Consider the following 18,872-nt stretch of genomic DNA (forward strand, 5'->3'; position numbering starts at 1 on the left):
CAACCAACTACCTAAACCGCTCGGCTACTACTAAATCTTTGCTGCCGGGGGTGTAAACATAAAAGCCGGTGCCGGATTTTACGCCTTTGTGGCCAGCTTGTACCATGTTTACTAATAAAGGGCAGGGAGCATATTTGGGGTTGCCAAAACCTTCGTGCAATACTCTTAAAATAGACAGGCACACATCTAAGCCTATAAAATCGGCGAGTTGTAAAGGGCCCATCGGGTGCGCCATGCCCAACTTCATTACCGTATCAATTTCTGCTACACCAGCTACTCCTTCGTATAAGCTGTAGATGGCTTCGTTGATCATGGGCATTAAAATGCGGTTAGCCACAAAGCCCGGATAATCGTTTACTGCGGTGGGCGTTTTTTTTAAATTTCGGGCTATTTCCAAGATCGTTTGGGTAACCGCGGCGGCTGTATTGTAGCCATTTATAATTTCTACTAATGGCATTATGGGAACCGGGTTCATAAAGTGCATGCCAATCACTTTGTCCGGCCGGTTGGTAACCGCGGCTATTTCGGTGATGGAAATAGAGGAAGTATTCGTAGCCAGAATAGCTTCGGGAGCACAATGCTGATCTAATTCCCGGAACAGTTGCAGTTTTACTGCTTTATTCTCCGTGGCCGCTTCTACTACCAGGTCAACGGCACTTACTCCTTCCGCTAATGCAGTAAAGGGGGTAATATTTTTAATGGTCGCGTTTTTTTGTTCTTCGGTAATTTGTTGTTTCGCCAACATCCGATCCAGGTTTTTCGTAATGGTTTGCTGAGCTTTCTGTAAAGCTTCTGGCGATATATCAATTAAGTTTACTTGGTAGTTGTGTTGAGCAAACACATGAGCAATGCCATTGCCCATGGTACCTGATCCGATAACGGCTACTTTTTTTATCATACCACTATATTTTTTGTAAATATAAGCAGCATTGCTTTAATCGTTTTCCGGATTATTGCGCTAAATTTTAAATGCTGGTTTTTACCAGATTATTAAAATTGTGAAAAAGTAGTTTTACAATAAGAAAAATAATATTTTAAAAAATTTTCAATAAAATAAGTTTATCAATGGTTTATTCTTCCTATATAATTTAAATTAAGAAAATATTTGTTCAAAATTTTGCAAGAATACCATTTTTGTATATTGTATTGAGTTTGAAATAAATTTTAATTAAGAAAATAGTCCTATATAAATCTTTTCTGATGCTTGTACGTACTTACCATTATACAAGGAAAGTAGCTGTTTAATAAACCAGCTACTTTCATAAAAACCAACCAATCTAACAAAATAAAACTATGGGAAATTTGCTTTATATTATTGCTGTGGTATTAGTCATTTTGTGGCTAATCGGCTTTTTAGGTTTCCCTGACGCTGTCGGGGGATTTATTCATATTCTTTTAGTTATTGCCATTATTGCGGTTCTACTACGGCTTATCCGAGGAGCCTAATTTATTCATCAACATCACCTTAATCAAAAATCAATAAAACTATGGGAAATACCTTGTATCTTATCGCCGTTGTACTAATAATTTTGTGGTTAATTGGTTTTCTGGGCTTTCCGGATGCGGTAGGTGGATTAATTCATATTCTGCTGGTAATTGCCGTTATAGCCATTTTGCTTCGTTTAATTAGAGGCGCCTGATTTAATTAAAAAACTATTTTGCATAAAAAAACCACCTGTTAGCGCAGGTGGTTTTTCATTTTTTAAAATTTTTTATTTTCTACGGGAGTGCAGGTTATAAATAAAACCTACCCGTACTACCGGGTTAGACCGGTATTGGTACAAGCCGGTATTTAAATTAAATAATATGTACAAGTCCATGCCGAAATTACCGCTCATTTGCCGGTAACCGCCACCTGCCAAAGTAGAACTGATGCCGCGCCGTACTTCTACAATCTGGTTACTCGGGTTTATTTCCAGGTCGGCTACACTTAAAATTTCGTGTTCGGCGTGCAACAAAATGCCTTTAAATAAATCTATCTGGGTAAATATTTTGCCACCGTAAGTACTTAAATGGTAGCCGTTACTGCCCACGTATTCGTAAGTAACACCCGGGCCTACCGCCCAGCGGTTTAAAATACGATACCCAATAAACGGCGATAAGCTCACGTTAAAATACGTGCCCGAATAAGAATTAGAACCAAAACCTAAACCGCCGGTGCTACCAATAAAGGTGCGATCCAGAAAAGTTTGCGGGCCATCTTCCCCGGCTTGGTTTAATTCGGAGGCAGGTTTCCGATGCAACGGTTCCAAGTTAGGATCGGTTTGGTACACGGGCGCTCCCTGGTCATCTTGCTGCGGCTGGGTAGTTCTGGGAGTTGGTTGTTTCTGCGGTGCGGGTTGTTGCACCGGAGGTGCCGGCTGCGTAGCCGGTGCGGTTTGGCGCGGCTGGGTAGGCATGGGCACCGGGGCACCGGGCAACTCATTGTTTAGCGCTGGTTTTTGGTTCGTAGAATCCGTTACCTGCGCTTGCACCCCGGTTGCCGAGTAAAAAAAGAAAGCTCCCAGTAAAATACCGAAAGCTTTTTTATTTATATAAAGGAAATTCATTTTATAGTTTTTGTATTATGTTACAATGATTTAGTAAAGATGCCATTTTAAACAAAATGGTTGCATTAACCACAAGCCATTAGGCATACATTTTTTGTCTTAAATCTTTAATGGCTTCGTCGGCCAGATACTCTTCGTAACTCATGCGTTTGTCGATAATGCCTTTGGGCGTTAATTCAATAATGCGGTTGGCAATGGTATCAACAAATTGTAAGTCGTGCGAAGCAAATAAAACTGTACCGGCAAAATCTTTTAATCCGTTGTTTAAAGCTGTAATCGATTCCAGGTCCAGGTGGTTGGTTGGTTCGTCGAGTATTAAAACGTTTCCGCTTTGCAGCATCATGCGCGATAACATGCAACGTACTTTTTCGCCTCCGGATAACACATTGGCTTTTTTCAGCGATTCCTCACCCGAGAATAACATACGACCCAAGAAACCGCGGATAAAGCTTTCGTCTTTTTCTTCGGAATATTGCCGCAGCCAGTCTACCAGGTTTAAATCGGTATCAAAATATTCGGCATTGTCTTTCGGGAAAAAGGCCACGTTGGTTGTAGTTCCCCATTTAAAAGTACCTTTATCGGGCTGCGTTTCTTCCATTAATATTTTAAAGAACGTAGATGCCGATAAATCATTGCGTCCCAGAATTGCAATCTTGTCTTTCTTATCTACCGTAAAGGATACATCTTTAAACAATACCGTACCGTCTTCCGTCGATTTTTGCAGGTCTTCTACGGTTAAAAGCTGGTTACCGGCTTCGCGCTCTTGTTTAAACTGCACGTGCGGGTATTTCCGCGACGATGGTTTAATATCGTCGAGGGTTAACTTATTTAATAACTTCTGGCGGCTAGTAGCCTGCTTGGATTTAGAAGCATTGGCGCTAAACCGCCGAATAAATTCTTCGAGTTCTTTGCGTTTATCTTCGGTTTTCTTGTTAGCCTCGGAGCGTTGTTTTAAAGCTAACTGGCTCGATTGATACCAGAACGTGTAGTTACCGGCAAACAAGCTAATTTTACCAAAATCAATATCGGCTACATGCGTACAAACCGAATCCAGAAAGTGGCGGTCGTGGGATACTACAATTACAGTATTGTTAAACTGGTCCAAGAAGTTCTCTAACCACAAAATAGATTCAGAGTCCAAGTGGTTGGTAGGCTCATCGAGCAGCAATATATCAGGGTTGCCAAACAAAGCCTGAGCCAGTAAAACCCGTACTTTTTCGCTACCACTTAAATCCTTCACCAAAGCATAATGCAAATCTTCGCCAATACCTAAACCGCTGAGCAAAGTGGCGGCATCGTTTTCGGCGTTCCAACCTTCCAGATCGGCAAATTCACCTTCCAACTCCGAAGCCCGGATACCGTCTTCTTCGCTGAAATCTGGTTTGGCATAAATGGCGTCTTTCTCCTGCATTATATCGTAAAGACGTTTATGACCCATAATTACCGTTTGAATTACCGGAAACTCATCGAACTCAAAGTGGTTCTGGCGTAACACGGCCATCCGCTGGTTGGCCGGTATTTCTACCTTGCCCGTGCGCGGTTCAATCTCGCCCGACAAAATTTTTAAAAAAGTAGATTTCCCAGCGCCATTTGCCCCAATTAATCCGTAGCAATTACCCGGAACAAACTTAATGGTAACATCTTCAAATAATGTCCGCTTACCGTAAGACAAGCTTACATTGGAAGTACTAATCATATATCTGGTTGCTTATTATTTCTGAATTTGGGTGCAAAAATACAAAATTTATTCGGGTTTGTCCAGCTAAATGCAAATTTTGGTGCTATTTAATAGCTCTATCGGGCGGAAAAATTGCAATTGCTTCCTCTAAATTTTATAAGGTTAATTTTAAGGTATAGCCTCTATAAAGCTTAAATTAAAATTTTTATTTCCTTGATTAACAATTTACTTAAATAAAAAACAAGAATTTTTTCCGGTGAAACACAACGCATGGCGCTTGTTTTAAGTATATGGGTTTAATGATATTTTGCTATCAGGTGTTAAGCAAAAAGATTTAACTTAAAAAAATTAAAATATTTAGAATATGAACGCTATTAATCCTTCAGTTGAAAAAACCGGGCTCCGTTATGGTATTTACGGAGGTATTGCCATGGTTATTTACTTTATAATTTTAAAAATAATAGGCTTAGATAAAAACGATACCGTGCGCTTTTTATCCATGATTTTTGTGGTTATTGCTTCGGCTATGGCTATCTTTTATTTCTCGAAACATAAAACCAAGGGCATGTTTTACCTCAACGGCTTAGGTATTGGCTTTTTGGTAGGGCTGGTTGGGTCCGTGTTTTTCGGGATATTCTTATTTGTATATTCTTACTTCATCGACCAAAGCTTTTTGTCTTCTTTGCGATTAATGGACTTTTTTGGCTCTAACTATTCGCCTTTAATGATTTTTGGTGCTAACTCTTTATTGGGTATTATAATAGGTACCTTTACCGGTTATATTACCATGATGTATTTCGACCGGAGCCGCCACGAATCTAAAGATTTTTAAAAATTACAGTTGCTACTAATTTCTGGGCCAAAACTGCAAAGTTTTGGCCTTTTTGTTTTAGGGCAATGGTTGTTCAAAAAGCACTTCGCTTACTTGTTCTAAGGCATTAAAGCGCACCGTTAACTTATTAGCCGATGACATTTTTCGTTTATTCTGGCATTGATCGCCCGGAAATAAATAATAATGGTAAATCCGTTGATTGCCCGCCAGCAAAGTTTCCAGATCTGGTTTACCCAGCACATCCATCAACTCCCGTATCGTTAATCCCCGTAAATCGCGCCGGATAATTTTTAACTTCGGCACCATTTTACTCCGGATATCCTGGCAGGCAAACGCATCGTTTTTCCAGGCTTGGGAATCAAAATCCGGAATGGTTTTCTTTGTCCGGCAACTAATCGTAATAACCTGACTTAAAAGGAAAATCAAAAAAATGATTATTTTAAATTTATAAAACATGCGCGGTCCGGACCTGGATAAAAATTTGTTTTAAAGCGGTTTTATGTACTGCCCGCTTTTATTTACTGGAACAAATTAAATAAAAAAGACTGTTGGTCGTTCATAATTTACCATTTTATAAAGGGGTATGCATAAAAAATTAGGTTGGGCGGCTTTTTTCTTTTGTATTTTAGGTGCCTATATGGCCACTAGCTATGCGGCTGTTTCTTCTGGTAACAAACTTAAATCGGGCTCCGGCGCAATATCAACGGCGGTTAAAACCCAGGCTTTCGAAACGCATTTATGGCAGGTATACCAAAAAGCCGGGCTAGCTAAAACCAGTTTAAATTTAGCGGTTTACCGCAAAGCCCTGGTGGGTTATTATAACTTGCGAGCCAAAGCCGGAACTGCTATTAAGCCCATTGTCACTATTGTGGATTTCAGCCGGTCGAGCCGGCAGAAACGCTTGTGGGTACTGGATTTAAAAAATCAGAAATTATTGTATTACACCTATGTAGCGCACGGCAAAGGCACCGGCGATGAATATGCCCGCTTTTTTTCGAATAAGCCTAATTCTTTTAAAAGCAGCCTGGGATTTTACTTAACCGCCCAAACTTACCAGGGCAAACACGGTTTGTCATTAAAATTAAACGGCCTCGATAAAAATTTTAATACCAATGCGCTTTCGCGGGCCGTAGTTATTCACGGAGCCGATTACGTGAGCGAGCGATTTATTAAACAATACGGTAGGTTGGGCCGCAGTTTAGGCTGCCCGGCTTTGCCGGTAAAAGAAACCCAGGCCATTATAGGTGCCATAAAAAATAATTCGTGTTTGTACATTTACGGTGCCGATAAAAATTACGCTTCCCCGTACCTCACCGAAGCATTAGCCATAGATACTTTTGCCGCCCAGTTTTTTCCGATGAAAGCTACATCCTGAATTAGAAATAAAATTTATTTTGAAGCCGCTCCTGCACCGCCTGGAACGGCTTTTTTTATTTACCATATTTTTTTGAAGATAATCTTGTTGCTGGAAAAGAAATTTTTTAAAAAATCCATTTTAAGGCGGCTTATTGGCTTTACTCTTACTCAAAACAACAGCAACTGGGGCGGTACAAGCATTGATAAAATATCTAAAGTATTTTTGTTGTGTAGCTATATAAATCATTGAAAGTAAACTACCAACTTAAAATTAAAAACCCTTTTCATAAGCCGGATTACGCAGCATAAATTCTCTGAAGGTGCGGTGTAACTATCCGGCATTTTTAGCCGTTGATGTAGGAAGATAGGCGAGAAGCCACTTCCTCATGTCTGTATTGGTTGTACCGGGAGTACCCACCTCTCTGCCTTAAATCTTTTCAATCTGTGGTTACAATTCTTGCGTACAAGGTTGGTTTAACCAATAATTTATTCTGATTACAGCACTATTATGGGAAATGCTTTAAAATACATTATTGCCTTGCTGATTGCGGGCTTTTCGCTGGTTACGTATTGGTGTAAGCGGGAAGAAAACACCATTACCGGCGAGGTGCAACACATTGATATGACCGTAGACCAGGAAATTGCCCTGGGCTTGCAAGCGGCTCCACAAATGGCCGCGCAATACGGCGGATTACATCCTGATCAACAAAAAGCATCTATGGTAAAAGAAGTAGGCCAGCGTATTGTGCAACAAACCGATGCCGGTAAAACCCCGTACCAGTTTGATTTTCATTTACTCGCCGACGAAGAAACTATAAATGCTTTTGCGTTGCCGGGCGGTCAGGTATTTATTACGGCTGGCCTTTTAAACAAACTAAAAACTGAAGGGCAATTAGCGGGAGTTTTGGGCCACGAAATTGGCCACGTAGTTGCCCGCCACTCCGCACAGCAATTAGCCAAAGCTAAACTAACTCAAGGATTAGCGGGAGCCGCCGGTGTTGCCACCTACGACCCTGATAACCCACGCAGCGTAGCCGGTCCTATTGCGGCGGCGGCCATTGCAAAACTAATGACCTTAAAATACGGCCGCGACGATGAATTGCAGTCGGATAATCTGGCGGTAAGATTTACCACGGCAGCGGGTTACGACCCTCGGGCCATGGTGCAGGTAATGGAAATTCTGGCGGCCTCGCGGGGCGGGGCTTCCAGCACGCCCGAATTTTTCCAAACGCACCCTAACCCGGAAAACCGGATTACCAAAATCGAACAAGCCATTAACCAGGAATTTCCGCAGGGTTTACCGGGTGGTTTAACGCCGTAGAATTTAAAATTTTTAAAAAATAGGTTTAATGCGCCGCTATTTGCCGCAATTTATCTACTACGTTGCGCACGTGCGTAATGGCATATTCTATTTCTTCAGCCGTTGTAAAACGGCTTAAACCAAATCGCAAAGAAGAATAAGCAAAATCATCGCTTAAACCCAAGGCTTTTAGCACATAAGAGGGCTCGATGGCCGCCGAAGTACACGCTGATCCTGAAGATACTGCCAAATCTTTTAAGCCCAGCATTAAACTTTCGCCTTCCAGGTGTTTAAATGTAAGGTTGGTTACGTGGGGTAAGCGGTACATCTTAGAGCCATTGAGTTGGGTATCAGTAATCTGTAGTAGTTCGGATTCCAGGTGGTCGCGGAGGGTTTTTAAACGGGTGTGGTCGTTGGGCATCTCCAGCAGGCACAATTCGCAGGCTTTGCCCAGACCCACAATGCCCGGTACATTTAAGGTGCCCGAGCGCAGGCCGCGTTCGTGGCCGCCCCCGTCCATTTGCGCGGTAATTTTAACCAGCTGATTTTTTCGCCGCACGTACAAAGCGCCCACGCCTTTTGGTCCGTAAATTTTATGCCCGGTAAAAGCCAATAAATCAATTTGATCAGCTTCTACATCCACCGGAATTTTACCTACAGCCTGGGTAGCATCGGTCATAAACAAAATGCCGTGTTGATGGGCAATAGTAGAAATTTCACGGATCGGCTGGATAACACCTGTTTCGTTGTTCGCATACATTACCGCTATTAAAATGGTTTTCGGGGTAATGGCGGTTTCCAGTTCTTGTAAATCAATTAACCCTTCGGAATTTACTGGTAAATAGGTAACCTGAGCGCCCAGTTTTTCAAGGTGTTTGCAAGTATCCAGCACGGCTTTATGCTCCGTTACTGCCGTTATAATATGATTCCCTTTAGAGGCGTAGGTTTCAAATACGCCCTTTAGGGCCAGGTTCACCGATTCGGTAGCTCCCGAGGTAAAAACAATATCTTTGGGTTTACAATTAATTAAAGCGGCTACTTGTTCCCGGGCGAAATCCACAGCTTCTTCGGCGGCCCAGCCAAATGCATGATTCCGAGAAGCGGCATTACCAAAGTGTTCCGTAAAATAAGGCAACAACGCATCCAGCACCCGGGGATCTACCGGCGTAGTCGCGTTATTATCTAAATAAATTGGAAATTTTAACATCAAAGTGTATTCTAGAATTTACTGGCCGCTAAAAAAACACCATTAGCCGGTTTTAGTTTTAACTTGCTTTAAAATTAAGTAAAAATGGAAAAAGTAGAACATATTGGTATTGCGGTTAAGGATTTGGCCCGGGCTAACGAATTGTACGCGCAACTGCTGAACACCCAACCTTACAAAACCGAGGAAGTACCATCGGAAAAAGTAATTACTTCTTTTTTTAAAACCGGAGAAACCAAAATCGAGCTATTGGCGGCTACCGACGAAACCAGCGTTATTGCTAAGTTTCTTCAAAAAAAAGGCGAAGGGCTCCACCACATTGCTTTTGCTGTAGACGATATACAATCCGAAATGCAACGCTTAAAGCAAGCCGGTTTTACCTTGCTAAATGAAACGCCTAAGGAAGGAGCAGACAATAAGTTAATCTGCTTTGTTCATCCTAAAGAAACCAACGGCGTGCTTATTGAGTTATGCCAGGAGAGAACCTGAAAATACTAACCCTTACATTAACTATTAACTAAAAGGCACACTACTCCATTTTTGCTTCCGAAAAATTTAAAAATAGGTTCAGTTAAGTTATTATTTTACTTAGAATTTAGCTTGATTTTAATCTTCTATGGACTAAAAATTAGTCCTTTCTCCTATGGAATTATTGCCGGATAATCCGGAGAATGAAATTTTCTGATCCGGTTTGTATCGAAACAATATAAGTACCAACTGCAAAGCTTTGTAAGTCCAGATCAATATACTGCCGGCCAGCTACGTCATTTCTCGACTCAGTTTTTATTAATTGGCCGGCAACATCCCAAATCTGGATAGTTGTTTTAAAATTCAGCTTTTCAGGTACATAAATTCTTACATCCTTTTGGGTCGGGTTCGGATAAGCAAATACTTTTTCAACTTTTGCTCCACCATGGCTATTCAGGACTATAATTTGGCTATATTTGAATTTACCATCAAAATCAACTTGCTTTAAGCGATAATAAATTGCTGAGGTTGTTGCATAGGTATCCTCAAAAGAATATGTAAGTAAAGCATTACTATTTCCGGCACCTTCAACCTGGCCAATATGGTTAAAAGTTATGGCATCTAAACTTCTTTCAACGACGAAGTACTGGTTGTTTCTTTCCGTAGCAGTAGCCCAGGTTAAATGGACCTTGCCATTTTGAAGAGTACCCTTAAAATACAACAAAGAAACCGGCAAAACAACTGGTGGATTAAAACGTGTGGCAGCCGTAGGATTACCATCCGGACTTACACTATACGTAACCGGAATTTCCGTAATAATTCCGGTACCAGCTTCAGTAGCGGTAATATTAACGGTTCGGGTTCCGGAAGTTAAGGTAGATAAATCCGAAACATAAATTTTACCGGTTGTAAGATCTACACTGGTACCTGGTAAAAAATTAGTACCGGTAAAAGTATATTGTTTACCATTTTGTAATTTAGGTGTAGCAATTATTTCTTTAAAAACGTATTCGCTCCGGGCATAAGCCGGGCTTACTGTGTAATTAATGGCACAATTAGTAACTGCCAAAGAAACCGAATTAGAAGTAACAACAGCACAAGTACCAATGAATGCTTTAACAGTGAAGGACGCATTTTGATTAAGGTTAACGTAAAAATCCAGGAGTCCTGAACCATTATAAGTTCCCCAGGTAACTTCGGGTGTAGTACTGTTATTGCGGAATAACTGATAGGTATAATTGGTTTGTGGGTTAGTGACTGAAATTACCGTAGAACCACTTCCGCAAAAAGAAGCTGGTGTACTGGAAATGGTAGGCACAACAGGTTTTATAACCGTAATAATTGATGTGCCAGACATTGTAACATTGCTGCAACCTGTAGGACCAACAGCTTGTACCGTTAAGCTGGTGTTTTCACTTAAACTTCCGGATGTTAAAGTTATACTATTTCCAGTACCATTTACCGGATTTCCTGTGGGCGTAGTTCCATTAAAAATTTGGTATTGAACACCGGACTGAGAACCAGTTAAAGTAAGCTGAGCGGTGCTCCCACTGCAAATGGTTTGGTTATTAGGAGAAATATTAAATAGCGAAGCAGGTTTATTAACTGTAACAGCAGTAGAGCCATTCATGGTAACATTGTTACACCCACCAGGAGCAATTGCCTGAACGGTTAAAGTTGTGTTGGCGGTTAAAGGGCCTGAAATAAGGTTTATTGCGCCTCCAGAACTTAATACTGCCGATCCGGTAGGGGAACTTCCGTTAAAAATTTGATATTGAACTCCAGACTGGGAGTTTGCAATATTTATAGTTGCTGAGCTGCTGCTACAAATTGTTAAATTGCTGGTTAATACATTGTAAGCAATAGGAGGAGAGTTTACGGTAATAACTGCTGATCCAGTCATGGTTACATTGCTGCATCCAGCAAGAGCTATAGCTTGAACCGTTAATGTTGTACTAGCCGATAAAGCGGCTGAGTTAAGGGTAATAGCGTTTCCGGTGCCATTTACAGGATTTCCCGTTGGCGTACTGCCATTAAAGATTTGATATTGAATACCGGACTGGGAACCAGATATAGTAATTTGGGCCGTGCCTCCACTGCATATAGTTTTATTACCAGAGGTAATACTGAAAACATTGGGTGGGTTATTTACGGTTACAACAGTGGAGCCCGCCATAGTCACATTGGTACAACCAGTAGGAGCTGTCGCCTGCACGGTTAAAGTGGTGCTGGTGTTTAAATTTCCAGAAGTAATTGTGATGGCATTGCCTGTCCCAGTGACTGAATTTCCAGTTGCTGTACTACCGTCGTAAATTTGATATTGAACTCCAGATTGGGACCCGGATAAGGAAAGTTGGGCTGTGCCGCCCTTACAAATGGTTAAGCTGGATGGAGTTAAATCAAATTTGGTTGGAGGAATATTTACGGTAATTGTTGCAGAGCCATTCATAGCAACATTGTTACAGCCATTTGGATCTATAGCCCGCACCGTTAAAGTTGAGGTAGAACTCAGTGTTTCAGAAGTTAAGGTAATTGCATTTCCTGTACCTGTTACTTGGGCTCCGCTCGGAGTGGTGCCATTATATATTTGATATTTAATTCCACTTTGTGAACCAGATAAGGAAAGTTGGACTGTACCGCCGGTACAAATTGTTTGGCTTAATGGTGTTACATTAAAAACAGATGGTGGGGTAAAAAGAGTTACTGTCGAAGATCCATTCATGGTAACGTCGCTGCAAGCGCTGGGTGCTATGGCCCGCACCGTAAGAGTAGCATTGGTAGTTAAAGGGCCGGAAATCAGGGTTAAGATTCCCCCATTCCCAGTTACCTGATTTCCGGTGGGTGTACTGCCATTATAGAGCTGATAATTAACTCCGGACTGAGAGCCAGATAAGGTTAATGTTGCCGTGCCTCCATTACAAGTAGATTGAGTAGAAGGCGAAACATTAAAAACAGTCGGTGGAAAATTAACGGTGATAGAATACGTACTGTTTGCTATAGTTACATTTCCGCAAGAAGCCCCTATTTTATAAGCTCTCACCGTAAGGGTTGCACTGGAAGTTAAATCAGCGGAGGTTAAAATAATAGTACCACCTGTTCCCAAAACTGATGAACCACTTACCATGTTTGTATTGACATTGTACATTTCGTAAACCACTCCATTTTCAGAATTAGCAACAGATATTTTAGCAGCGCCATTGCTGCAAAAAGTATTAGCCGAAGTTAGAGTGGTGGACGGGATAGTTGTACTTGGGGGGGTACAGGAAATTGTTACAGCCGTAGATGGGTCACTTTCTAAACAACCCGTATTCGCATTAGCCGCAATGGTTGCAGTTACCCGCAATCCAGCTGCCACCTCGCTGGCCGGAATACCCGATACTGTCCAGTTTCCTGCTGCGGCAACTGTGGCAGTTTGGCTGATAGGAGTTCCATCAATATATATCCGGATAGTGCTGGGGTTAGTAACCGTTCCTGTAATGAATCCAGTGATAGAAGTTGCTCCTTCCGTAACTGCATTTATCGTAATAGCACTGCCACTAGGCTTGCTTGATACACTTGTAGTAGTCGAATTACTGCTAACCGTTTTGTTGGGTGCCGTTGCCGTAGCATAAAAAGTAGAGCCACCAGTTAATTGATTTGCTGGAATGGTCGCCGTCCAATAACCAGCGGAACTAACCGTTGCAGTAGCTAAAGCAGTGCTTACCCCAGTTTTATAAATAGTAATAGTAGTTCCGGCCGCTTCGGAGGAAGTACCTGTAACAGAAATAATAGAAGTAGATGTACAATAATTACCAGTGATAGCTGGGGCCATAGAAGGTACGCCGCAAGTTGATCCAATAGTAACACCATTTGAAGGAGCAGAAAGGCCTTTAAAACCAGAAGAATAAGTAGCAGGGTCCCCTGGTTCCTTGGCTTTCACAGTTACTACATCATTTAGTGTAAAACCATATAAAGACATATCAATAGACCAGACTCCGTTGCCATTGGCAGTTGCTACCGATATTATGCCACCATTTGCGTCGGATCTAACAGATTGACCATTAGAAAATAAATAAATTAAAGCATTCGCTACAGATGTACCAGTTATAGTTATAGTACTAGGACATATATTGGAAGTAGAAATGGTTGGTGTAGCTGTGGTTGTAGCATTAGGCGTAGGATTTAATGTGTTACCGGTGAGGTAATATTGAGTAGATCGCGGCGATTCACAGCCGTTAACAGTTGCCGTTGCAGAAAGAGTCACGTAACTTGAGGCTCCTGAGCCTTTACCAGTACTACTACAATCATAACTGAAAGCAAATTGAGTACATGAATTAGAAGGGGTAAACCTATAAGTATAAGGACTGGTAGTGCTAACCGGAGCAACTGTTCCTGTAAATACAACACCATCCCGGTAAATTTTTAAAGTGCTGGTAGTTAAACCGGCATAGGCGGAGGTTATAAGTAATGTTTTAGAACCACTCTCAAGAGCAATACTGGAAGGCGCCGTGGTGGTACAGGTACCAGCCTGTAAATTAGCCACTGTAACCGCATTCGAAGCTGGTGAATATACTTCCGCACAACCCGCTGTATTGGCGTAGAAAATTTTAGCGGTAATTACTTCACCCGCGGCCAAGGTTGTTCCGGAGGGTACCGGAAAAGACCAGGTTCTGTCACTTGCCACTGTAACAGTAGTGGTGGATATAATTTCTGTTGGCGTGGCAGAGGCAGAAGCAGCTTTATAAAGCTTTACAATGCCTCCTATTTCTGAAGAGGTACCGGTAAAAGAGGTAGCATTAACCCGGATAGGTGGATTGTTCAGTACGGGTGCGGTTGGAGTTCCTCTACAAAATTCTCCAGCTTGTAACTGGGATAAAGTGGTAGGTGGAAAGCTGTTAATCACGTTGCGCCAGATGGTTTGGGGGTTGTTGCCATATAAACGGTCGTCTACGCCCCCAACATCAGCAGCCGTTCCCGAAATACCGCTTTGCGCACTGGTTATAGTAGTACCCGACATACGCAACGGTGTACTGGCAGTAATGGCACCATTAAAGGCAGAAAGTGGTATATAAAAATCGTAAAAATAATCTGCATCGTCTCCGTTTCTCGTAAGAGCAACACTTCTTTGGGAATATTGGTTAACGTCACCATTAAAAACAATAATGGAGGATGCGACCCCATTTACTGGCCGATGATCAATTAATCGAACATTAAAGTTAGTAGCCAGTAATAATTCAAACTCAAAACCCGGATTAGCGGCAGCGTACCCGGTGGGGTTGGTTGGATTGGCAGGAGTGGCAAAGGTATTATCCGTATCTAATAGAATACTAAAACCTTTGGAAGCAGTAGAGGTGCTCCCCACCCGAACCCGGCATAAAATATTTCCTTTATCATCAAAATACATCCCCCAGGGCGGCTGGGCTAAATCTGTTTGACCACCATTTGCTCCGGTAGAAATATCTCCTAAAGGTTCTGAACCAAACAAAGGTAAGGATCTATAAGGAATCTCACTGGCGGTACTGCCCACATCCGTTCCACTAAATCCGGCGGTTGTTTTAGAAACATATCCATCCCCATTCGGATCTAAAACCTGAGGAGTAGCAGCTGTGGATTTTTTAAAAATAAGACCTGGCGTTTGGCCCCAGGCTTGATTTATAAATAATAAAAATAAAACGAAAATTGTATTTATCTTCCAAATTCTGGAAAATTTTGTATTAGCAACAACCATATAAAAAAAGTACTATATTGGTGATACTTAACAAATATATTTACAATTGTTATATACCAGCATTTGCTATAAAGGAGGGGAATTAAATTTTAGTTGAACTTAAAAAAAATGTCGATAAACACCTTATTTTACTCGTTAAACCTACTTTAAAATTAAGGCAAATTAATACTGGCCTTTTATATTACTAAATTTTTAAATAATTTAAATTTAAATATTTATAAGAATAATTAAATTAAAATTTTATTAAAAATAAATTAAAGGCTTTAAGAATACATCTTTTATTATAACTTAAATTGCACTTTTATATAATGGTGGTATCAATCTTATAGTTTATCATGCAACAATTTATAACCTCATTTGAAGTATTCAGAAGAGATTGCTTAAAAGAAATTAAAGGAATTTTCATCAATTAACCACCATCATCTGTTAATTTCGACTAAAGCATTTTATAATCAAGGCATATGAAAAACATAAATCGGCTATTTACCAATTAAAAATTGAAATAATATCACCATAATTTTAAAACATTGCGGATAATAAAACCACAAAACATCTTTTTACTAGGTGGAATCTTCACAAATAATGTCAGCCAATGATAAATGTATATTTTTGCAGGCTCAACCTGGATTAATTTATGCAAACCATCTCGTTACCGGAACATCGCATTTTTAAAATAATTGCCGAAGCAGCCGCCCAATTGCAAGTAGAAACTTACGTTATTGGCGGTTTTGTGCGTGACTTAATTTTAAAAAGGCCTTCGAAAGATATTGATGTGGTTTGCGTAGGCGATGGCCCTGCGCTGGCGCAAAAGGTAGCTAATCTGTTACCGGAAAAGCCGTCAGTTACCATTTTTAAAAATTTTGGTACGGCCATGTTGCGCACCGATGACTGGGAAGTAGAATTTGTGGGCGCCCGGCGGGAGTCGTACCGCAGCAATTCCCGGAAACCCGAAGTAGAGGCCGGCACTTTGCAGGACGATTTAAACCGCCGCGATTTTACCATCAATGCTTTAGGCATATCGTTAAACCAAGATAATTTTGGTGCTTTAATCGATGCTTTCAACGGGGTGGGGGACATTCGGCGGAAGATAATGAAAACGCCGCTAGACCCCGATATTACCTTCACCGACGATCCTTTGCGCATGATGCGGGCCATCCGGTTTGCTACGCAGTTAGATTTTGATATTGATCCGGATACCTACGACGCCCTTAGCCGCAACAAAGAACGCATTCAAATTATCTCGAAAGAGCGGATTGCCGATGAGCTAAATAAAATAATTCTGGCTAAAACGCCCTCTTATGGTTTTAAGTTACTGTATCAATGCGGTTTGCTGGAATTAATTTTTCCGAAAATGACCGCTTTACAAGGCGTAGAAACCATTAATGGCAATACCCACAAAGATAATTTTTACCACACTTTGCAGGTGCTGGATAATGTAGCCAAAACTTCAGATAATTTGTGGCTGCGCTGGGCCGCCATTCTGCACGACATTGCCAAGCCCGAAACCAAACGTTATTCCGAGAAAGTAGGCTGGACTTTTCACGGGCACGAAGACCGGGGCGCCCGCCAGGTACCCAAGATTTTTGCGGAGCTTAAATTGCCTTTAAACGAGCACATGCGTTACGTGCAAAAGCTGGTAAAGCTTCATTTGCGGCCTATTGCCTTAGTAAAAGATTCCGTCACCGACTCGGCGGTGCGGCGCTTGCTGTACGAAGCCGGCGACGATATTGATGATTTAATGGTGCTGTGCAACGCCGATATTACCTCTAAAGACCATAATAAGGTTAAGAAGTACTTGCAAAATTTTAAAAAAGTAGACCAGAAAATGAAGCAGGTAGAAGAAACCGATAAACTGCGGAATTTTCAGCCGGTTATTACGGGCGAAATTATCATGGCTACTTTTGGGTTAAAACCTTCCCGCGAGGTTGGTATAATTAAAGAAAGCTTAACCGAAGCCATTCTGGAAGGCGAAATTAAAAACGAATACGATCAGGCATTTGCTTATATGCTCCAGAAAGGCCAAACCATGGGCTTGGTGCCGGTAAATGGCTAAGTAACCCACCACTGTTTAAGCTTTGCTGAATTTTTAAAAAGATTCCCGTACCTGGTAAATCTGAATGGTATCCAGGGGTAAATGCGTCAGTTTCCAGGAAGTATTTTTTCGATCGGTGGAGTACAGGCCCGGAATGTTGGAACCGGCAAAAAAGCTTATAAAGTTGCGGTAAATGATTTTTTGCTCGATTAATCGCAACTTGTTTTTTTGTTTAAATTCCTGATGCGGTAAGTTAGCCGGAATTACAAAATAATCGTTTTGGTTTGGTTGCGACTGGCTGGCTACATAAGGTTGCATGCCGGCTTGCTGACTGTACCAGTGCCATCCCCAGTAACCTACCGTCCACACAACAGCATTCGATTTAATTTTATTTCTGGCTGTGGCGGCTTCTTGCCGGTACAAATCAGCAAAAAACCAATCCGAAATACCTAAAATTAAGCTGAGGCACGTGGTAAATAATAAGGTTATAATTTTTATTTTCTGGCTGGCGTAAGCTAACCATTTAGCCCCGAAAATCAGAAATACGGGTAAAACCAACAACACGTGCCGGGTGGCCATAAAAGGAGCAAATAATATAATAAACCCTGCCATTCCTGCTGCCCATAAAATCAACAACCCGGAACTGGAGGTAAGAAATTTTTTTAAATTTTTGAAATTTAGGTTTTGTAAGCAGCCCCGGATTATTAAAAAAAGGAAGGTTACCCCATTTAAAAGGTGCAAAACCCATAATGCTTTCCGGGAAATTTTTTCGGTAATCCAGCCAGTGTAGGTAATTAAAATCAGCAGGACTAAAAAGCTAATGGTTAACCCAACTGCGGATGCAACTAGCCGGCGGCGTTCTTTAAAATAACCGGCTACATAAACCAAACTAAAAGGCACTATTGCTCCTAAAGTAAGCACATAGGCTAATAACTGTGAACCAACGTGCCTTAAGTTAAAACCCGCTGTCGGCCGGAAAAGATGGAAGGAATTAAACTCGTAGTAATTAGCTAAAGACCAAAGTGCCAACACCCCAACGGGAATAAGCACGGTAATCAAAAACTTAAACTTCTTATTTAAAACCAGATGAATACTGAATAATACCAGAAGGGGCAAAGACGTATACTTAATCAATAAAGCTAAACTTAAAACAAAGCCCGCTAAGCCATACCGGAGCCAATCTGATTTAAATTCTGGATTAATCAATAAATAGATAAAGAGCAAATGCAAACTAAGCAATGGCATATCCACCATCAGGTTTTGGTTAATCAGAAAAGCCGGATTTAACACCAAAAACGCAGTGCTGAGTAAGGCATAAGCCGGAATTAATAAACGGGCAATTTTATAAAAAAAATAAATAGCCAGCAGGGTAAATACCGCTTGCATCAGGTGCAGCGGCACTTCGCGGTAACCCAGCACATGGCCTACCCAGGAAACAAAATAAAAATACAAGGGCGGTTGGTTGTATTGACTAATGGGTACGTAGCCAAAATCCCAGAGAACTTTGCCCGACATGGGCCGGAAGGGGTGATGTTCGATCCATTGCGCCGCCGCTAGATGGAAAGCATCATCAATATGAAAAGCTTTGGTTAAATTTAAACTGGTGGCCAATAGCCAAAGTAAAAAAAGTACGCTGGTGGGTTTGTTTAAAGTTAAAAGCTTCACTCTATCGGGTCGCTAAATAATGGTTTATCTTTTGCGGCGCAAGTTGCGGTTTTCCTCGGATTTTACCAGCCAGTGAATTCA

General features: G+C 41.3%; 15 protein-coding genes. 8 read left to right on the plus strand and 7 right to left on the minus strand.

Annotated elements, in window-relative coordinates; genetic code table 11:
• Positions 1-7: 7 nt before the first annotated feature.
• Positions 8-895 (minus strand): 3-hydroxyacyl-CoA dehydrogenase family protein, encoded by an 888-nt coding sequence (locus HUW51_RS19755; RefSeq protein ID WP_185274598.1) that lies wholly within the window; start codon positions 893-895, stop codon positions 8-10.
• A gap of 398 nt (positions 896-1,293) precedes the next feature.
• On the opposite strand from HUW51_RS19755, the gene HUW51_RS19760 reads away from it, so the two are divergent.
• Both HUW51_RS19760 and HUW51_RS19765 read left to right on the plus strand, forming a co-directional pair.
• On the plus strand, positions 1,294-1,446 hold the full coding sequence (locus tag HUW51_RS19760; protein WP_185271345.1) for a lmo0937 family membrane protein: 153 nt from the start codon (positions 1,294-1,296) through the stop codon (positions 1,444-1,446).
• A 41-nt stretch (positions 1,447-1,487) separates the two neighbouring features.
• On the plus strand, positions 1,488-1,640 hold the full coding sequence (locus HUW51_RS19765; protein WP_115372857.1) for a lmo0937 family membrane protein: 153 nt from the start codon (positions 1,488-1,490) through the stop codon (positions 1,638-1,640).
• A 72-nt stretch (positions 1,641-1,712) separates the two neighbouring features.
• On the opposite strand, the gene HUW51_RS19770 is transcribed toward HUW51_RS19765, so the two are convergent.
• Positions 1,713-2,549 (minus strand): hypothetical protein, encoded by an 837-nt coding sequence (locus HUW51_RS19770; protein ID WP_185271346.1) that lies wholly within the window; start codon positions 2,547-2,549, stop codon positions 1,713-1,715.
• 79 nt (positions 2,550-2,628) lie between these two features.
• Complete coding sequence (locus HUW51_RS19775) at positions 2,629-4,245, minus strand: ABC-F family ATP-binding cassette domain-containing protein (protein WP_185271347.1); 1,617 nt, start codon at positions 4,243-4,245, stop codon at positions 2,629-2,631.
• Positions 4,246-4,591: 346 nt separating this feature from the next.
• Between HUW51_RS19775 and HUW51_RS19780 the strand changes: the two genes are divergently transcribed.
• A complete protein-coding gene (locus HUW51_RS19780; RefSeq protein ID WP_185271348.1) occupies positions 4,592-5,059 on the plus strand; it encodes a DUF4199 domain-containing protein in 468 nt (155 codons plus the stop codon).
• Between the two features lie 57 nt (positions 5,060-5,116).
• On the opposite strand, the gene HUW51_RS19785 is transcribed toward HUW51_RS19780, so the two are convergent.
• The gene (locus HUW51_RS19785; RefSeq protein WP_185271349.1) at positions 5,117-5,485 is read right to left on the minus strand and encodes a hypothetical protein; all 369 of its coding nucleotides are present in this window, start codon (positions 5,483-5,485) and stop codon (positions 5,117-5,119) included.
• A gap of 157 nt (positions 5,486-5,642) precedes the next feature.
• Between HUW51_RS19785 and HUW51_RS19790 the strand changes: the two genes are divergently transcribed.
• Complete coding sequence (locus HUW51_RS19790; protein ID WP_228466770.1) at positions 5,643-6,434, plus strand: murein L,D-transpeptidase catalytic domain family protein; 792 nt, start codon at positions 5,643-5,645, stop codon at positions 6,432-6,434.
• Between the two features lie 489 nt (positions 6,435-6,923).
• A complete protein-coding gene (locus HUW51_RS19795) occupies positions 6,924-7,736 on the plus strand; it encodes a M48 family metallopeptidase (RefSeq protein WP_185271350.1) in 813 nt (270 codons plus the stop codon).
• A 25-nt stretch (positions 7,737-7,761) separates the two neighbouring features.
• Here HUW51_RS19795 and HUW51_RS19800 read toward each other — a convergent pair whose 3' ends face one another.
• Positions 7,762-8,922, minus strand: coding sequence for an IscS subfamily cysteine desulfurase (locus tag HUW51_RS19800; RefSeq protein WP_185271351.1), 1,161 nt, complete (start codon positions 8,920-8,922; stop codon positions 7,762-7,764).
• A gap of 84 nt (positions 8,923-9,006) precedes the next feature.
• Here HUW51_RS19800 and mce point away from each other — a divergent pair, with 84 nt between their 5' ends.
• Entirely contained in the window at positions 9,007-9,408 is a 402-nt protein-coding gene (gene mce / locus HUW51_RS19805) for a methylmalonyl-CoA epimerase (protein ID WP_185271352.1), read from the plus strand.
• A 160-nt stretch (positions 9,409-9,568) separates the two neighbouring features.
• Here the strand turns inward: mce and HUW51_RS19810 are convergent, their stop codons facing one another.
• Positions 9,569-13,909: an Ig-like domain-containing protein gene (locus HUW51_RS19810; RefSeq protein ID WP_185271353.1), complete on the minus strand. Its 4,341-nt coding sequence runs from the start codon at positions 13,907-13,909 to the stop codon at positions 9,569-9,571.
• 211 nt (positions 13,910-14,120) lie between these two features.
• Between HUW51_RS19810 and HUW51_RS19815 the strand changes: the two genes are divergently transcribed.
• The gene (locus HUW51_RS19815) at positions 14,121-14,438 is read left to right on the plus strand and encodes a hypothetical protein (protein ID WP_185271354.1); all 318 of its coding nucleotides are present in this window, start codon (positions 14,121-14,123) and stop codon (positions 14,436-14,438) included.
• A gap of 1,290 nt (positions 14,439-15,728) precedes the next feature.
• On the plus strand, positions 15,729-17,147 hold the full coding sequence (locus tag HUW51_RS19820) for a CCA tRNA nucleotidyltransferase (protein WP_185271355.1): 1,419 nt from the start codon (positions 15,729-15,731) through the stop codon (positions 17,145-17,147).
• Between the two features lie 33 nt (positions 17,148-17,180).
• On the opposite strand, the gene HUW51_RS19825 is transcribed toward HUW51_RS19820, so the two are convergent.
• Positions 17,181-18,791, minus strand: a complete 1,611-nt coding sequence (locus HUW51_RS19825) for an ArnT family glycosyltransferase (RefSeq protein ID WP_185271356.1) — start codon at positions 18,789-18,791, stop codon at positions 17,181-17,183.
• Between the last annotated feature and the right edge of the window lie 81 nt (positions 18,792-18,872).

This window comes from Adhaeribacter swui, from assembly GCF_014217805.1.
GTDB lineage: Bacteria > Bacteroidota > Bacteroidia > Cytophagales > Hymenobacteraceae > Adhaeribacter > Adhaeribacter swui.